The organism is Streptomyces sp. NPDC058257 (assembly GCF_042881845.1).
Lineage (GTDB): Bacteria > Actinomycetota > Actinomycetes > Streptomycetales > Streptomycetaceae > Streptomyces.
Map to the genome: position 1 here is coordinate 249,065 of NZ_JBHVXJ010000008.1, position 17,077 is coordinate 266,141.

Annotated in this window: 14 protein-coding genes; 3 read left to right on the forward strand and 11 right to left on the reverse strand. The window is 70.0% G+C overall.

Going from position 1 to position 17,077, the window contains the following annotated elements; all coding sequences use genetic code 11:
• Positions 1 to 19: 19 nt before the first annotated feature.
• Together ACFVXC_RS21285 and ACFVXC_RS21290 are read right to left on the reverse strand one after the other, a co-directional pair.
• Positions 20 to 358 (reverse strand): P-II family nitrogen regulator, encoded by a 339-nt coding sequence (locus ACFVXC_RS21285; RefSeq protein WP_389907295.1) that lies wholly within the window; start codon positions 356 to 358, stop codon positions 20 to 22.
• Positions 355 to 1,659, reverse strand: a complete 1,305-nt coding sequence (locus ACFVXC_RS21290) for an ammonium transporter (protein WP_389907475.1) — start codon at positions 1,657 to 1,659, stop codon at positions 355 to 357. The genes ACFVXC_RS21285 and ACFVXC_RS21290 overlap by 4 nt, the downstream gene beginning before the upstream one ends.
• A 248-nt stretch (positions 1,660 to 1,907) precedes the next feature.
• Here ACFVXC_RS21290 and era point away from each other — a divergent pair, with 248 nt between their 5' ends.
• On the forward strand, positions 1,908 to 2,867 hold the full coding sequence (gene era, locus ACFVXC_RS21295; protein WP_389907297.1) for a GTPase Era: 960 nt from the start codon (positions 1,908 to 1,910) through the stop codon (positions 2,865 to 2,867).
• 61 nt (positions 2,868 to 2,928) lie between these two features.
• Here the strand turns inward: era and ACFVXC_RS21300 are convergent, their stop codons facing one another.
• The 4 genes from ACFVXC_RS21300 to ACFVXC_RS21315 all read right to left on the reverse strand — a co-directional run bounded on the left by ACFVXC_RS21300 (position 2,929) and on the right by ACFVXC_RS21315 (position 7,105).
• Positions 2,929 to 4,179 (reverse strand): MFS transporter, encoded by a 1,251-nt coding sequence (locus ACFVXC_RS21300; RefSeq protein ID WP_389907299.1) that lies wholly within the window; start codon positions 4,177 to 4,179, stop codon positions 2,929 to 2,931.
• A complete protein-coding gene (locus tag ACFVXC_RS21305; RefSeq protein WP_389907301.1) occupies positions 4,176 to 5,570 on the reverse strand; it encodes a GH1 family beta-glucosidase in 1,395 nt (464 codons plus the stop codon). Before ACFVXC_RS21305 ends, ACFVXC_RS21300 begins: the two co-directional genes overlap by 4 nt.
• 142 nt (positions 5,571 to 5,712) lie before the next feature.
• Complete coding sequence (locus ACFVXC_RS21310; RefSeq protein WP_389907303.1) at positions 5,713 to 5,979, reverse strand: protealysin inhibitor emfourin; 267 nt, start codon at positions 5,977 to 5,979, stop codon at positions 5,713 to 5,715.
• Positions 5,980 to 6,034: 55 nt separating this feature from the next.
• Entirely contained in the window at positions 6,035 to 7,105 is a 1,071-nt protein-coding gene (locus ACFVXC_RS21315; RefSeq protein WP_389907305.1) for a M4 family metallopeptidase, read from the reverse strand.
• A 293-nt stretch (positions 7,106 to 7,398) separates the two neighbouring features.
• Here ACFVXC_RS21315 and leuA point away from each other — a divergent pair, with 293 nt between their 5' ends.
• Positions 7,399 to 9,126: a 2-isopropylmalate synthase gene (leuA, locus tag ACFVXC_RS21320; protein WP_389907307.1), complete on the forward strand. Its 1,728-nt coding sequence runs from the start codon at positions 7,399 to 7,401 to the stop codon at positions 9,124 to 9,126.
• Positions 9,127 to 9,322: 196 nt separating this feature from the next.
• Positions 9,323 to 10,057 carry a TerB family tellurite resistance protein gene (locus ACFVXC_RS21325; RefSeq protein ID WP_389907477.1) on the forward strand — a complete coding sequence of 245 codons (735 nt, stop codon included), beginning with the start codon at positions 9,323 to 9,325 and terminating at the stop codon, positions 10,055 to 10,057.
• Between the two features lie 349 nt (positions 10,058 to 10,406).
• Here ACFVXC_RS21325 and ACFVXC_RS21330 read toward each other — a convergent pair whose 3' ends face one another.
• From ACFVXC_RS21330 to ACFVXC_RS21350, 5 genes are all read right to left on the reverse strand, one after another.
• Entirely contained in the window at positions 10,407 to 11,342 is a 936-nt protein-coding gene (locus tag ACFVXC_RS21330; RefSeq protein ID WP_389907309.1) for a dihydrodipicolinate synthase family protein, read from the reverse strand.
• Positions 11,339 to 12,388: an oligopeptide/dipeptide ABC transporter ATP-binding protein gene (locus ACFVXC_RS21335; RefSeq protein WP_389907311.1), complete on the reverse strand. Its 1,050-nt coding sequence runs from the start codon at positions 12,386 to 12,388 to the stop codon at positions 11,339 to 11,341. The genes ACFVXC_RS21330 and ACFVXC_RS21335 overlap by 4 nt, the downstream gene beginning before the upstream one ends.
• Positions 12,385 to 14,385, reverse strand: a complete 2,001-nt coding sequence (locus ACFVXC_RS21340; protein WP_389907313.1) for a dipeptide/oligopeptide/nickel ABC transporter permease/ATP-binding protein — start codon at positions 14,383 to 14,385, stop codon at positions 12,385 to 12,387. The genes ACFVXC_RS21335 and ACFVXC_RS21340 overlap by 4 nt, the downstream gene beginning before the upstream one ends.
• On the reverse strand, positions 14,385 to 15,344 hold the full coding sequence (locus ACFVXC_RS21345) for an ABC transporter permease (RefSeq protein ID WP_389907315.1): 960 nt from the start codon (positions 15,342 to 15,344) through the stop codon (positions 14,385 to 14,387). Before ACFVXC_RS21345 ends, ACFVXC_RS21340 begins: the two co-directional genes overlap by 1 nt.
• Positions 15,345 to 15,407: 63 nt before the next feature.
• Positions 15,408 to 17,048: an ABC transporter substrate-binding protein gene (locus ACFVXC_RS21350; RefSeq protein ID WP_389907479.1), complete on the reverse strand. Its 1,641-nt coding sequence runs from the start codon at positions 17,046 to 17,048 to the stop codon at positions 15,408 to 15,410.
• Between the last annotated feature and the right edge of the window lie 29 nt (positions 17,049 to 17,077).

The following is a 17,077-nucleotide window of genomic DNA, read 5'->3' on the forward strand; positions in this document are numbered from 1 at the left end:
GTCCGGCAATTGAGGACCTCTACACCGCGTCCGGGCCCCGCTCACCCGTCCGCACCCGCACCACCGTCTCCACCGGGACCGCCCACACCTTCCCGTCACCGATCTTCCCCGTGGCCGCCGCGCGGACGATCGCGTCGATCACCGGGTCGAGGTCGGGGTCCTCGACCACGACCTCGATGCGCACCTTCGGCACCAGGTCCACCTGGTACTCCGCCCCCCGGTACACCTCCGTGTGCCCCCGCTGGCGCCCGTACCCGCTCGCCTCGGTGACGGTGAGGCCCAGTACGCCCAGTTCCTGCAGTGCCGTCTTCACCTCGTCGAGGCGGAACGGCTTGATGACCGCGGTCACGAGCTTCATGCGTGGGTGCTCCCCTTCGGGTGGTGCGAGGCGGTGCTGCCCTTCAGGGGGCCGCCGACCAGGACGCCGTGATCGTAGGCCGTCTCCGCGTGGTGCGTCTGGTCGAGGCCCGTCATCTCGTCATCGGCGTTCGCCCGGAAGCCCATCAGCCTGTCGATCGCCTTGCCGATGCCGAACGTCACGGTGAACGTGTACGCCGCCACGACGAGCACCGCCACCGTCTGCTTGCCCAGTTGGGCGGGCCCGCCCCCGTAGAAGAGGCCCTGCGCGCCGTCCGTCATCGTGGCCGTCGCGAACAGACCGATCAGGAGTGTGCCGATCACGCCGCCGACCAGGTGGACGCCCACGACGTCCAGCGAGTCGTCGTAGTCGAAGCGGAACTTCCACGCCACGGCGTACGAGCAGACCACGCCCGCCGCGAGGCCGACCACCGCGGCGCCGAGCACCCCGACGACCCCGCACGCGGGGGTGATCGCCACCAGTCCCGCCACCGCGCCCGATGCCGCGCCGAACGTCGTGGGGTGGCCGTCGCGCCTCTGCTCCACGAAGAGCCAGCCGAGCAGGCCCGTGCACCCGGCGAGCAGGGTGTTCAGGACGGAGGCCGCCGCGAGGCCGTTCGCGCCGAGGGCCGAGCCGCCGTTGAAGCCGAGCCAGCCGAACCAGAGCAGGCCCGCGCCCATCAGGACCATCGGCAGGTTGTGCGGGCGCATCGCGTCCTTCTTGAAGCCGATGCGCGGGCCGATGACCAGGACCAGCGCGAGGCCGGACGCGCCGGACGCGATCTCGACTACCAGGCCGCCCGCGAAGTCCAGGGCGCCCAGGGACGAGGAGATCCAGCCGTCCGGGCCCCAGACCCAGTGCGCCACGGGAACGTATACGAGCAGCGCCCAGATCGGCACGAAGACGAGCCAGGCCACGAACTTCGTGCGGTCCGCGATCGCGCCGCTGATCAGCGCCGTGGTGAGGATCGCGAAGGTCAGCTGGAAGGTGGTGAAGAGAAGGGTGGGGACCGTCCCGGTGAGCGTGCTCGGGCCGATGCCCGCCATGCCGAAGTGGTCGACGCCGCCGATCAGGCCCGCGAACGTGTCGTCGCCGAACGCGAGCGAGTAGCCCGCGAGCAGCCACACCACGGTGACGAGGGCGATCGACACGAAGCTCATGAGGAGCATGTTGAGGACGCTCTTCGTGCGGACCATGCCGCCGTAGAAGAGGGCGAGGCCGGGCGTCATCAGGAGGACAAGGGCGGTGGCTGCGAGCAGCCAGGCCGTGTCTCCGGTGTCGGGCCCCTCGGCGGCGGCCAGGGTGGTCGTGAGCGGGTGCGACGAGAACGACGGGATCACGGACTGGGCGGGCTGCACGGGGAATCTCTCCTCCGGGTGGGGGCAGAGGGGAAGCGTCACCGCCCAGCATTTCGGAAAGGACACCCCGGCGTTTCCGCCGTGTTTCGTGTTGCGTGAGAGTTTCGTGGAGCTCACGGACGCCGCGTCGGCGCCCCATTGGTGCCCGATCGGTGCCTCGGCGTGCTGCGGCCCTCCGTCGATCAGGGAGAATGGGCGCCATGAGCGTTCGTACCGAGTCATCCGAGCCGTCCGAGGCCATCCACCGCGCCGGCTTCGCCTGCTTCGTGGGCCGCCCGAATGCGGGCAAGTCCACCCTTACGAATGCTCTGGTCGGCCAGAAGGTGGCGATCACCGCCAACCAGCCGCAGACCACGCGGCACACGGTGCGCGGCATCGTGCACCGCCAGGACGCGCAGCTGATCCTGGTGGACACCCCCGGGCTCCACAAGCCGCGCACGCTGCTCGGTGAGCGGCTCAACGACGTCGTGCGGACCACCTGGGCCGAGGTCGACGTCATCGGGTTCTGCCTGCCCGCGAACGAGAAGCTCGGCCCCGGCGACCGGTTCATCGCCAAGGAACTGGCCACCATCAAGAAGACGCCGAAGATCGCGGTCGTGACGAAGACCGACCTCGTCGACAGCAAGACGCTCGCCGAGCAGCTCATCGCCATCGACCAGCTCGGCAAGGAGCTCGGCTTCGAGTGGGCGCAGATCGTGCCGGTCTCGGCGGTCGGCGACAAGCAGGTACAGCTGCTCGCCGACCTGATCGTCCCGATGCTGCCCGAGAGCCCGCCGCTCTACCCCGAGGGCGACCTCACGGACGAGCCCGAGCAGGTCATGGTCGCCGAGCTGATCCGCGAGGCCGCGCTCGAAGGCGTACGGGACGAGCTGCCGCACTCCATCGCCGTCGTGGTGGAGGAGATGCTGCCGCGCCAGGACCGCCCCGCGGACAAGCCGATGCTCGACATCCACGCGAACGTCTACATCGAGCGGCCCAGCCAGAAGGGCATCATCATCGGCCCGAAGGGCAAGCGGCTCAAGGAGGTCGGGATCAAGTCCCGCCAGCAGATCGAGGCCCTGCTCGGTACGCCGGTCTTCCTGGATCTGCACGTCAAGGTCGCCAAGGACTGGCAGCGCGACCCCAAGCAGCTGCGCAAGCTCGGCTTCTGAGGCCCGCCCGCACCTGACGCCCCGGCCCGCACCTGACGCCCCGCCGCGCCCCTGAGGGCTACTACTCCACGCCCCTGATCCGCGTCACGAGCAGCGCCCCCGCCAGACCCACTCCCGCGGCCACCAGGTACAGGACCCGGTAGCCGCCCAGGTGCGTCACGACCGGGGCCGCCAGGGCGGGGGCGGCCACCTGGGGGAGTGAGTTGGCGATGTTGATGACGCCCATGTCCTTGCCGCGGTCCATGGCCCTGGGGAGCACGTCCGTCATCAGCGCGAAGTCCACCGACGTGAAGACGCCGAAACCCACTCCGAGCACCGCCGCCGCGACGATCGCGCCCGGCCATGTCTGCCAGCCGGACAGCATGGCGGTCGCGAGGGCCATCAGGACGCCCGACCAGAGCACGAACGGTTTGCGGCGGCCCACGCGGTCCGACCAGACGCCGCCCACGACCACCGTCGCGAGCAGCGTCAGACCGTTCACCGCCGTGAGGATCAGTACGCCCCCGCCGGGGTCCGGGTAGTCCAGGCGGTCGCGCAGGTAGTAGAGGAGGTAGAGCAGGACCAGGGCGTTGCCGAGGTTGATCAGGAAGCGGGTCAGCCAGGCCCAGGCCAGGTCCGGGTAGCGGCGCGGGCTCAGCCAGAACGCGGCGGCGAACGAGCGCCAGGCGAACGGCGGCCTGTCCCGTGGCGCGAGACGCGGGTCCCGGTGGCGCAGGACATACGGCAGGACCCCCGCCACCGTGAACACCGCGCAGGCCGCGTACCCCGCCCCCACGCCCCCGGCCACCGTCGTGAGGCCCGTACCCACCACCACGCCCAGGATCTGCGCCGCCCCGAGCCAGCCGCCCACCGCGCCCCGCTGGAGCCGTGGCACCCGGTCGGGCACGGCCGCCGTGACCGCGGCGAACGCGGCGTTCAGGGTGAGCTGGACCAGGCACCAGCCCGCCGCCATCCACCAGACCGACCCCGCGGCCGAGAGCAGCAGGAGCGCCGCGGCGCCGCCCGCCGTGCCCGCCACGATCCACGGCGTGCGCCGCCCGAAGCGCGACACCGTACGGTCCGAGAGCGCGCCGAAGAGCGGGTTCGAGGCGAGGGACACCACGGCCCCGACGCCGGCCACCCACGCGAGGACCGTCTCCTTCGACGTACCGGCCGGGGCGAGGTCCTGCGCCTGTAGGGCCAGGAGGATCTGCAGCGGGCCGTACCAGCCCACCCAGATCGCGCCGTTGGCGAGCGAGAGCGCGGACGTCCAGCTCCGCCCGACCCGCTCGGTCGGCTCCTTCAGCGCGTCGTCGACCGGCGCCGCCGTCATGCCCGCCGGGTCCGCTGGGCCCGCAGCGCCTCGCGCAGCCACGCGTACGACGCCTTCGGGGTGCGTTCGAGGGTGGTGTGGTCGACGTGCACGAGGCCGAAGCGCCGGCGGTAGCCCTCCGCCCACTCGAAGTTGTCCATCAGGGACCAGACGAAGTAGCCGCGTACGTCGACGCCCTGCGCCAACGCCTGGTGCAGTGCGCGGAGATGGCCGTCGAGGTACTCGATCCGCCGCTGGTCGTCGAGCCCCTCGTACGAGCAGCCGTTCTCGGTGATCACCAGCGGTGGCAGGCGGTCGCCGTACCGGTCGCGGAAGCCGGTGAGGAGCTCGGTGAGCGCCTCGGGGACCACCGGCCAGCCGAAGTCCGTCACCGGGTGGCCCTCGATCTCCCTCGGCGAGAAGGGGAGTTCGGGCGGCAGGGTGAGGCCGGAGAACTCCGTGGACGTCGGTGCCCCTGCCGACGTCGCCGGGAGCGGCGCGCCCACCTTCGTCGGCTGGTAGAAGTTGATGCCGTACCAGTCGACCGGCTCCGCGATGACCTTGAGGTCCGCCGCGATGTCGTCGACGCCGCCTGACCGCAGCAGCTCCTCGATGCCGTCCGGGTACCGGCCCAGGATCAGCGGGTCCGCGAACAGGCGGTTGAGGAGTACGTCGTAGAGGTCCGCCGCCTGAGTGTCCTGGGCCGAGGGCGACGCCGGCCAGGTGGGGCCGTGCGAGTTGGCGATGCCGATGTCCGTGACACCGGCCGCGCGCAGGGCCCGTACGGCGAGTCCGTGGGCCAGGAGCTGGTGGTGGGCCACCGGCAGTGCGCCGAACATGAGCTGTTCGCCCGGCGCGTGCTGGCCGAGCGCGTGACCGAGAAGGGTGTGCTCGGCGGGTTCGTTGAGGGTGATCCACTTCTTGGCGCGGTCACCGACGCGGTCCGCCACCACGGACGCGTACTCGGCGAAGCGCTCGGCCGTGTCCCGCCGCAGCCAGCCGCCCTCGTCGGCCAGCGTGAGCGGGGTGTCCCAGTGGAAGAGCGTGGGGACGGGGCTCACCCCCGCCGCGCACAGCTCGTCGACCAGACGGTCGTAGAAGTCGAGGCCCGCGGCGCTCACCTCCCCGCGACCGCTCGGCAGCACACGCGGCCACGACACCGAGAAGCGGTACGCGTCCACCCCCAACTCCCGTATGAGCGCCACGTCTTCGCGGTAGCGGTGGTAGTGGTCGCAGGCGACGGCGGCCGTCGTGCCGTCCTTCACCTTGCCCGGCACCGCGGTGAACGCGTCCCAGACCGAGGGACCGCGCTCGTCGACGGCGCCCTCGATCTGGTGAGCCGATGTGGACACGCCCCACAGGAAGTCGCGGGGGAACTGAGGTAGTGGATCGCGCGCGTCGCTCGCTGCCATGGGCGCGATCTTCCGTACGGCCGTGTACGGAAGTCAATGGGCGTACCTCAGAAAAGGTGAACAGTTCTCATGTCTTTGGAACCCCTCGGGATCTTGGAACCGCTCGGGATCTTGGAACCGCTCGGACCTCTCCCGGAATCCTTCAGGCCCCCTCCTTCAGTACGCGCGTGATCAGCTTCCGCTGTGGATCGGTCAGGCGCGGATCCGCGCAGTACACCGTGTGCCCGTCGACGGTGAGCTGGTAGCTGAAGCCGTCCGGCACTCCTAACGGCGGCGTGCTCCGCCCGTCGGTCATGGCCTCCTCGGCCAGGACCTGCCACTCGTGGGCATCGGGCAGCCCCGAGGTGTCGACCTCGGAATGCCGCTCGATGCCCGCGAAACCTCCCGTGCGCTTCACCTGGATACGCATGGATCCTGTCTACTCCATCTACTCCGGCTGCTCCATGGGGAGGTCGGTCTGCGGGTCAGTTGGTGGGCACTCCGACCTGGGACCACGCCTTCACGACGGCTCCGTGCTCCTCGCCATCGCCGTACTTGTCGCGGGCCGCGGCCACCGTCAGCTTCGCGAAGTCCGCGAAGGACGCGTCCTGCGCCAGCTGCCCGCCGGTCAGGACGGAGTACCAGATCTGCCCCGCCCGCTCCCACGCGTTGCCGCCGAGCGCCTCGGCGAGCAGGTAGAAGGCGTGGTTGGGGATGCCGGAGTTGATGTGCACGCCGCCGTTGTCGCGGCCCGTGCGGACGTAGTGGTCCATGTCGGCGGGCTGCGGGTCCTTGCCGAGCACGTCGTCGTCGTAGGCCGTGCCGGGGGCCTTCATGGAGCGCAGCGCCTTGCCCGTGACGCGGGGGGCGAGCAGCCCCGCACCGATCAGCCAGTCGGCGTCGGCGGCGGTCTGGCCGAGTGTGTACTGCTTGATCAGCGAGCCGAAGACGTCCGACATCGACTCGTTCAGGGCGCCGGGCTGGCCGAAGTACGTGAGGTTGGCCGTGTACTGCGTGACGCCGTGGGTCAGCTCGTGGCCGATGACGTCGACCGGGATGGTGAAGTCGAGGAAGATCTCGCCGTCACCGTCGCCGAAGACCATCTGTTCGCCGTTCCAGAAGGCGTTGTTGTAGTTCTCGGAGTAGTGCACGGTCGCGTTCAGCGGCAGGCCTCGGCCGTCGATGGAGTTGCGCTGGTACGTCTTCAGGTACAGCTCGAAGGTCGCACCGAGGCCCGCGTACGCGCGGTTGACGGTCGCGTCCTTGCCGGGCCGCTCGCCCTCACCGCGGACCTTGCGGCCCGGCAGGTCGGTCCTGTGCTTGGCGTCGTAGAGCGTGCGGTGCGCCTTTCCCTCTGCCGCTTCCTTGGGCAGTGAGACGGCCGGGGCGCCGATGACCGTGGTCAGACGGCGGTGGGTGCGCTCGATGGAGTCCCGCTCCAGGGTGCGGCGGGCGGGCCCTGCGAGCGCGGCGTCGTCACTCTGGGCCAGAGTGTCGAGGACATGCGGCGGGATGATCGTGCAGAAGACAGGCTCGAAGCCTGGATTGGCGGTCATGGCCGCAAATGTGGCACTGGGTCATGCCCGTGTCACTACCTGCAACCATGATTAGTGAAATAGAGGTATTGATCACCTCTTACCGGTGGCGCCGATCCCGCATACTGATATGGATCCGCGCGCACGGCGCGGCTCGGTTAGGCTGCGGAGCATCATGCGTTACGGGCTGCTTCTCCTTAGCTGCCGCGGCGAGGGCCTGTAGTCGAGGCCGACCCCCTCCCCGCGGAGTTCGGTGTTGCTCGCGAAGCGACCGTCGGCCGTCCTTAAGGACACTCCCGAGGAGCCCCCGCATCATGGCGATCAAGCCCAATCTGCAGCGTGCCACTTCCATGCCGATCCACAAGTACGGCCGGTACGACCAGGTCGACATCCCCGACCGCACGTGGCCCGACAACCGGATCACCGTCGCACCCCGCTGGCTCTCCACGGACCTGCGTGACGGCAACCAGGCGCTGATCGACCCGATGTCCCCGGCGCGCAAGCGCGAGATGTTCGACCTCCTGGTCCGCATGGGCTACAAGGAGATCGAGGTCGGCTTCCCCTCGTCGGGCCAGACGGACTTCGATTTCGTACGGTCGATCATCGAGGACGGCGCGATCCCGGACGACGTGACGATCTCCGTACTGACGCAGGCACGCGAAGAGCTGATCTCCCGCACCGTCGAGTCGCTGATCGGCGCCAAGCGCGCCACCGTCCACCTGTACAACGCGACCGCGCCCGTCTGGCGCGAGGTCGTCTTCCGTGGCTCGAAGGACGCGGTCAAGCAGATCGCCGTCGACGGCACCCGCCTCGTCATGGAGTACGCCGAGAAGCTGCTGGGCCCCGAGACGATCTTCGGCTACCAGTACAGCCCCGAGATCTTCACGGACACCGAGCTGGACTTCGCCCTGGAGGTCTGCGAGGCCGTCTGCGACGTGTGGCAGCCCGCGGAGGGCCGCGAGATCATCCTCAACCTGCCCGCCACCGTGGAGCGTTCGACGCCCTCCACCCACGCGGACCGCTTCGAGTGGATGTCCCGCAACCTGACCCGGCGCGAGCACGTCTGCCTGTCCGTCCACCCGCACAACGACCGCGGCACCGCCGTCGCCGCCGCCGAACTGGCCATCATGGCCGGCGCCGACCGCATCGAGGGCTGCCTGTTCGGGCAGGGCGAGCGCACCGGCAACGTCGACCTGGTCACGCTGGGCATGAACCTGTTCTCGCAGGGCGTGGACCCGCAGATCGACTTCTCCGACATCGACGAGCTGCGCCGCACCGCCGAGTACTGCAACCAGATGGAGGTCCACCCGCGCCACCCGTACGCGGGCGACCTCGTCTACACCGCCTTCTCCGGCTCCCACCAGGACGCCATCAAGAAGGGCTTCGAGGCGATGGGGCTCCGCGCCGAGCAGCAGGGCAAGACGGTCGACGAGATCGAGTGGGCCGTCCCGTACCTGCCCATCGACCCCAAGGACGTCGGACGCTCCTACGAGGCCGTGATCCGCGTCAACTCGCAGTCCGGCAAGGGCGGCATCGCCTACGTCCTGCAGAACGACCACAAGCTGGACCTGCCGCGGCGCATGCAGGTCGAGTTCTCGAAGGCCATCCAGCTGAAGACCGACACCGAGGGCGGCGAGGTCACGCCGGACGCGATCTGGAGCATCTTCCAGGACGAGTACCTGCCCAACCCCGAGAACCCGTGGGGCCGCATCCAGGTCAGGAACGGCCAGACCACCACGGACAAGGACGGCACCGACACGCTCACCGTCGAGGCGACGGTCGACGGCGCCGACACGGTCCTGACCGGCACCGGCAACGGCCCGATCTCGGCCTTCTTCGACGCGCTGCAGGGCATCGGCGTCGACGTACGTCTCCTGGACTACCAGGAGCACACGATGAGTGAAGGAGCCTCCGCGCAGGCCGCGTCGTACATCGAGTGCGCGATCGGCGACAAGGTTCTGTGGGGCATCGGTATCGATGCGAATACGACACGTGCCTCGCTGAAGGCCGCGGTTTCCGCGGTGAACCGCGCGGCTCGCTGACCAGCGCCTCGCGGCTCCACTTCGCGGCAGACAAGCGCCGGACGGGTTCGAAAGAGCCCGTTCGGCGCTTTTGCGTGGGCCCGTGTCCAGGTCGTCTACAGGCCATCTCTCGTACGGGGTGCTGACGCCACATCGACAATGTGGCTAACATCACGCCCAACACGGCAACGTCGCCGGGGCGTTACGGAGGTGCGTGGTGCTGCCAGATCGGGAACGAAACGGCCGGGAATCCCGCATTTTCGCGACGCCCGTTTCACGCGGGCGGGTCCTGCGCAGGCGCGTGATCGGCGTGCACACGGCCTGGACCACCGTCGGGGACGGCGAGTTCTTCTGTCCGGCCTGCGGCGGTGACCGCAATTACCAGCGGCGCACCGGCCGTCGCCGCTTCGTCCTGCTCGGCGTCCCGGTCCTGCCGCGCGGCGCCGCGGGCCCCATCGTCGAGTGCGCCGCCTGCGGCGACCACTTCGGCACGGACGTGCTCGACCACCCCACGACCACCCGGCTCTCGGCCATGGTGCGCGACGCCGTGCACACCGTCGTCCTCGCGATCCTCGCCGCGGGCGGCACCTCGTCGCGCACGACGCTGGACGCGGCCGTCGGCGCGCTGCGCGGCGCCGGGTTCGACGACGCCTGCGAGGAGCAGCTCGTCGCGCTCGTCGAGGCGCTCGCCGCGGACACCGGCCGGGCGACCGTGCCGGACTGCGGGCCCGGTCTGGCCATAGAGCTCCACGAGGCGCTCGGCCCGCTGGCCCCGCACCTCGCCCCGGCCGGGCGCGAGGCGCTGCTGCTCCAGGGCGCGCGGATCGCGCTCGCCGACGGCCCGTACACCCCGGCCGAGCGCGAGGTGCTCGCCACGGCGGGCGGCGCGCTGACCATCGGGGCGGACGAGGTGACGCGGCTGATGGTGGCGGCGCGGACGACGCACTTCTGACCGCTGCCGGGTCCGGGGCGGGCGGCCCCGGACTCCCGGGGGAGTCATGCGGACCGAACAGACCGCCGCACGACGGCGTTGGTGATCGTGGCGTCTGAGCCGGGGCTGGTGCGGCCGGGGGCGGCAGGGGCGGCAGGGGCGGCGTGGGGGCGGACTCCGCGGGGCGTTCCCCGACCCCGCCCCTTCCCGAAAACCCGCTCGGCGCGGGAGCCCTGTGCCTCGTCCGCACCGTCATCACCGTCCGCACCGTCATCACCGGCTTCGCCGAGTTCGTCCTCAAACGCCGGACCGGCTGGAAACAGCCCGGTCGGCTCAGGGGGGCGGGGGCCGGGGAGAGGAGAGGAACCGCCTACAACAACCCCGCACCCGCCAAGAACTTCCCCACCCGCTCAACCTCCCCGGAGGACAACGGCACCTGCGGCTCAGCAGTGGCCGGACAGGCGATGACACCCCGCAGATGCAGCGCCGCCTTGAACGCCCCCAACGCCGACGAACTACCTCCCATCCGCCCGGCGCCCCCGACCCGCACCATCCCGAAGAGCCCGCACAACCGCTCCTGCTCGGCCCGGGCCCGTACCCAGTCCCCCTCCCGGCAGTAGCGGTACAGCCGCGCGTACCCATGCGGATCCACGTTCCCGAGACCCGGCACCACCCCGTCCGCCCCCATGGCCAACGCCGAGTCCACCGTCGTCTCCGACCCCGTGAGCACGCTGAAGCCCGAGACCTCCGCCCGCCCCCGCGCTCCGAGCACCAGCTCCCGGAAGTTCCCCTCGTCCCCGCTGGAGTCCTTCAACCCGGCGAGGACCCCCTCCGAGGCAAGCTCAAGGACCAACTCCGCGTCCAGTTTCGAGTGGACGGCCACCGGAAGGTCGTACGCGAAGACCGGCACCGCGGACCCCGCCGCCACCAGACGGAAGTGACGGGCCACCTCCACCGGATGCGTCCGCGTGTAGAAGGGGGCCGTCACCACCACCCCGTCGGCCCCCGCCCCCGTCACCGCGCGCACATGGTCCAGGACCCGTGGCGTCGTCATGTCGATCACCCCCGCGAGGACGGGCAGTTGACCCCCCACATGCCCCGCCACCGTCTCGATCACGGCCCTGCGCTGCCCGTCCGTCAGGTACGCCGCCTCCGACGACGAGCCGAGCACGAACAGACCGTCCACTCCGCCCTCCACAAGGTGGTCGACCAGCCTGATGAGCGACGGCGTATCCACCTCGCGCTCCGGTGTCAGGGGCGTACAGACGGGCGGGACGACACCGGTCAGCGGGGTGGGCATGGTCATGGAATCTCCCTGGGGCTCGCGTCCGTGGCGGCGGACTGGATCACTAGCTCGTGCGTGGACTGGCCGTCCCGCACGGGGTGGTGGCAGCGGTAGCGGTGCCCCGACCCTTGCGTCGATGCGAAGTCCGGCATGGTGGAGGCGCAGACCTCGTCCGCCTTCCAGCACCTCGTACGGAACGGGCACCCGCTCGGCGGTCGTGTGGCCGACGGCACCGGGCCGACGAGCGGGATCGGGTCGATGGGGTCGAGGAGGCCGGGCGTCGCGGAGAACAGCGCGCGCGTGTACGGATGGCGCGCCCTGTCCAGGATCTCCCGGGCAGGCGACTCCTCCACGATCCTGCCCAGGTACATCGTGATGACCCGGTCGCTCATGCGCCGCACCGTCTGGATGTCGTGCGACACGAAGACCAGGGCGAGGCCGAGCCGCTCCTTCAGATCCAGCAGGAGGTTGAGGATCTGGGCGCGCACGGAGACATCGAGCGCGCTCGTCGGCTCGTCCGCCACCACGAGCTCCGGTTCGAGGGCAAGCGCACGCGCGATCGCCACGCGCTGCCGCTGCCCGCCCGAGAGCTGTCCGGGAAGCCCGTCCGCCAGGACCGTGGGGAGGCCCACGAGCGACATCAACTCGCGGACACGGTCGTCGCGTCGAGCGGGCGCCCCCAGCCTGTGTACGTCCAAGGGGTCACGGAGTATCTGCCGCACCGTCAGCCTGCGGTTCAGCGCGGTCGACGGGTCCTGGAAGATCATGCCGGTGTTCCTGCCGATCGCGGCACGCCGCTCGGCGGGCCGCATCGACCACAGGTCCCGGCCCCGGAAGGACACCGTGCCGGTCGTCGGCCGCTCCACCCCCACCAGCACCTTCGCGAGCGTCGACTTGCCGCACCCCGACTCGCCCACGACTCCCACGGTCTCGCCGGGCGCGATGGTCAGGTCGGCGCCGGTGAGGGCGTACACGCGATCCCGCGAGAACAGCCCGCCCGAGCGTGCCCGGTGGACGACGTGCGCGTCCGCGAGAGAGATCAGGTCCTCGGGCTTCTCGGTGGTCACTGGAGGGCCTCGTTTCCCCTGGGCTCCGGCACTCTCGGCGGCTGCTCCGCCGGATGGTGGCAGGCGATGGAATGCCGCGCCCCGCCGGCGAGCCGGACGAGTTCGGGCGCCGTCGTCCGGCAGACCTCACTCGCCAGCGGGCAGCGGTCCGCGAACCGGCAGCCCGCCGGGAAGTCGGCGGGCGAAGGGACGACACCCTTGATCTGGGTCAGGCGTTCCGCCGCCGATTCGAGTGAGAGCACCGAACCGAGCAGGCCGCGCGTGTAGTGGTGCGACGGGGCCTCGACCAGGTCCGCCGTCACGCCCGTCTCGACGATCTGGCCCCCGTACATCACCACCACCCGGTCGGTGACGTCCGCGACGAGGGCCAGGTCGTGCGAGACGAGGATCAGGGCGAAGCCCAGCTCCTCGCGCAGGCGCAGGAGGAGCTGGATGACCTGGGCCTGCACGGTGACGTCCAGGGCCGTTGTCGGCTCGTCCGCGACGATCAGCTTCGGGTCGCGGGAGAGCGCCATCGCGATCAGGACGCGCTGGCGCTGGCCGCCGGAGAGCTCGTGCGGGTAGCTGCGCAGGGTGCGGTCCGGGTCAAGGCCGACCAGTTCGAGGAGTTCGACCGATGTGCGGCGCCCACCTCGTCGTACGACCTGTTTGAGCTGGGCGCGGACCGTCATCGCCGGGTTGAGTGACGAAAGCGCGTCCTGGTAGATCATCGCCATGTCGTGGCCGAGCAGCCGCCTGCGCGCCCGCATCGGCATCCCGAGCAACTGCTGCCCGTTGAACATCACTTCGCCGCCGACACGTGCGTCCTTCGGCTCCAGGCCCATCACGGTCAGCGCGGTGAGCGACTTGCCGCAGCCCGACTCGCCCACCAGGCCGAGTACTTCACCCGGCCTCACGTGGAAGCTGATGCCGTCCACGATGTCCACCCCGCCGTGCCGGGCGTCGAAGCCGATCGCGAGATCGGAGACGGTCAGGACCGGCGCGCCTTCCGGCAGAGGGCGTGCGCGGGAGCGCAGGCGCTGGGCCGCCTCTGTCAGACCCGGCAGCTCAAGTACCTTGCCGCTGCCCGGTTCCGGGGCTTCGAGACGATCCTCCTTGCGGGCCGCGCCCGGCACGTCTCGGGTCGCGGGCGCCGCCCACGCGTCCGAGACGCCCTCGGAGAGGATGTTCAGGGCCAGTACCGTGACCAGCATCAGGAGGCCGGGGAAGACCGTCGCCCACCAGCCGCCGAGCAGCACCATGTTCTTGCCGTCGGCGATGACGCTGCCCCAGGACGGGTCCGGGGGGCGTACGCCCGCGCCGATGAAGGACAGCGAGGCTTCGAAGACGATGGCCTCGGCGACCTGCACCGTACAGAAGACGAGGATCGGCGCGGCGCAGTTGATGGCCACGTGCTTGATGAGGATGTGCGGGGTGCGGGCGCCGACGATGCGTTCGGCGACGACATAGTCCTCGCCGTACTGATCCATCACGTTCGCGCGTACGACCCGTGCGATCGGCGGGGTGAACAGGAAGGCGATGGCGCAGATCAGTACGGTGATGCCGCCGCCGAAGACCGCCACGAGGACGGCCGCGAGCGCGATCCCGGGGAACGCCATGACGATGTCGAGGCACCGCATCAGGGTCTCGTCGACGGCCTTGCGCGAGGTCGCCGCGATCGCGCCGAGCACCGCGCCGACGATCAGGGCGAGCAGCGTCGCCCCGAGCCCGATCGCCAGGGACCAGCGTGCCCCGTACATCAGCCGGCTCAGGATGTCCCTGCCGAGGCTGTCCTGGCCCATCCAGTGGTCGCCCGACGGGTGCCCCGTGCCGTCCACCTGCGGCTGCTGGTCGAGCGGGTCGTGCGGGGCGAGCAGCGGCGCGAAGAGCGCCACGAGGACGACCACGCCCACGACGCCCACCGCGACGCGGGAGAGGACGGGGAGGCGGCTCAGCGATGGCGGCCGGATGCCGGGCCGCGAGAGCCGCTCGGTCAGAGCCTTGCGCGACATGATCATCAGGCGGCCTCCCTCAGGCGCGGATTGACCAGCAGATAGAGGATGTCGAGGACCAGGTTCACGACCACGAACCCGACGGCTGTCGTGATGACGACTCCCTGTACGACGGCCGGGTCGCCGTTCTTCACGGCGTCGATCATCAGCTTCCCCATGCCGGGCAGCGAGAAGATCGTCTCGATGACGACCGCGCCGCCGAGCAGATAGCCGACGCGCAGACCGAGCACGGTCAGCGGGTTGATGAGGGCGTTGCGCAGGACGTTGCGCCCGACGACCACGACCGGGGGCAGGCCGCTGCCGATCGCCGTCCGTACGTAGTCCTTGTCGAGCTCCTCGACCACCGCCGTACGGATGATGCGGGTGAGCCCGGCGGCCACGGGCAGGGAGAGCGCGAGGGCCGGGAGCGTCATCGACTTCAGCCAGCCGGTGAAGGAGTCGGCGGGGTTGATGTATCCGCCGGTCGGGAACCAGCCCGCCTCCACCGCCAGATACTGGATCATGAGCAGCGCCAGCCAGAAGCCGGGCGCCGCCACACCGGTCAGCGAGATGACGCGGATGAGCTGGTCGGGGAGCCGGTCGCGGTAGATCGCGGCGCTCACGCCGAGCAGCAGCGAGACGACCACCGCGATGCCGAGACCCATGAAGGTCAGCTGGAGGGTGAGCGGCAGCGCGGTGGTGACCTGCTCCACCACCGGTGAGCGGGTGAGCACGCTGATGCCCATGTCGCCCTGGAGCAGGTCGCCGACGAAGGCGACGTAGCGCACCGGCAGCGGATCGAGCAGGCCGTTCTCCTCGCGGAACTGGTGCAGCTGCTCAGGGGTCGCGTTGGCGCCCTGGAAGAACGCCGACGCCGGATCGATGTCCGAGAACCGCATCACCAGGAAGACGAACAGGACGATGCCGAGAAGGAGCGGGACGAGGAGGGCGAGGCGGCGGGCCAGGATTCTGACGATGGCGGTCACGTGTGTATGACTCCCAACGATGGTGCTGGAAGAGCTGGTTGCCCGGCTGGCGGGGGTGCGGGGCTAGTCGGCCCACTTGGCCTGGAGGAGGTTGATGCCGGGGTAGGGCTGGGCCTTGACGCCGGTCAGCTTCTTCGGGTCCCAGGCGGTCATCAGCTCGTTGTGGACGACCGGGTAGATCACCGCCTGCTCGGCGACGGTGTCGATGTAGTCCTGGACCATGGCCTTCTTCCTGCCCGCGTCCGGTTCGCGCGTCGCCTGGTCCATGTCCTTGAAGAGCTTCTTGGCGACGGAGTTGCCGGCCCAGCGCGCATAGCCCATCCACAAGTTCTCGGGGCCGTAGTTGTAGTGCATGATCAGATCGGGGTCGATGCCGAACTGGTTGGGGTTCGATGCGGCCGCGACGATCTGGTAGTCCTTCTTCTGGTCCATCTTGGTGAAGACGGCGGTGGTCTCCTGCGGGTCGAGCGTCGTCTTGACGCCGATCGCGTCCCATGAGGCCTTGATGGTCGGCAGACAGTCGACGATCCAACTCACGTTCACCGCCATGAGGTTGATCGACAGGTCCGTGACCCCGGCCTCCTTCAGGAGCCTCTTCGCCTTCTTCGGGTCGTACGCGTAGACCGACTTCGCGGGGCGGTAGGCGGGGTTGGACTCGTTGAGGAACGAGGTCGACGCCTTGCCGTGCCCCTTGAGGGCGACCTCGATCATCTTCTCGGTGTCGATGGCGTAGTGCAGTGCCTGGCGCACGCGTACGTCGTCGAAGGGCTTGTGCGCGGTGTTGAACATCAGGAACAGGTTGTTCATCCCCGCCCCGCCCTCGACGCTGAGCCCGTCCTTCTTGAGCTGTCCGATGTTGGCGTAGGGGATGTTGTCCGAGATCTCCGAGTCCGCGCTGCCGCCGGAGATCTTCGCCACGCGGGGCGCGGCGTCCACGATGGTCAGCCAGTTCATCTTCTTGAAGGCGGCCTTGCGCGGGCCGTTGTAGTCGGCGAACGCCTCGAAGGTGGTATTGGACTTCGGGTGGTGCGAGGCCTGCTTGTACGGTCCCGAGCCCACCGCCTTGCCCTTGGTCGCGTCGTCCCAGGCGCCGGGCTCGGAGAAGACGTGCTTCGGCATGATCTTGGCGAGGGAGAGACGGGCGAGGCCGTCCGGGAACGGGAACTTCAGGACGAGTTCGACCGAGGTCGCGTCGACCTTCCTGACCTCCTTCAGCCAGCTCTCGAAGAAGCCCTTGGCCAGGGTCTGCGTCTTCGGGTCCAGGATGCGGTCGAAGACGAACACCACGTCGTCGGCGGTGACGGGCTTCCCGTCGTGCCACTTGGCGCCGGGCCGCAACGTGAACTTCCAGGTGGTCGCCTTGCCGTCGGCGGGGATCTCCGTGGCGAGGGCGGCATACGGCTCGCGGGTGATGGGGTCGGTGTTGAGGAGACCCTCGTAGATGTGTTCGTTGCCTGCCATCGCGAAGGCGGACGCGGTCTGTGTCGGGTCCCAACTGCCGTCGTTCCCATAGCCGATGACGGCGGTGAGGGTGGAGTCGCCGCCCTTGCCGCCGCCCCCTCCGGCGTCGTTCGTGGACTCGGGCCCCGACGAGCAGGCGGAGAGCGTGGTGGTGATGGCGGCTGCCGCGCCCAGCGCACCGGTGTACTTGAGGAAGGACCGACGGCCGGGTGCGGCTGCGGGTCCGGGGCCGGGGGAGCCGATGCGGGCCTCGCGGTCGCTCGCCTGGTCGC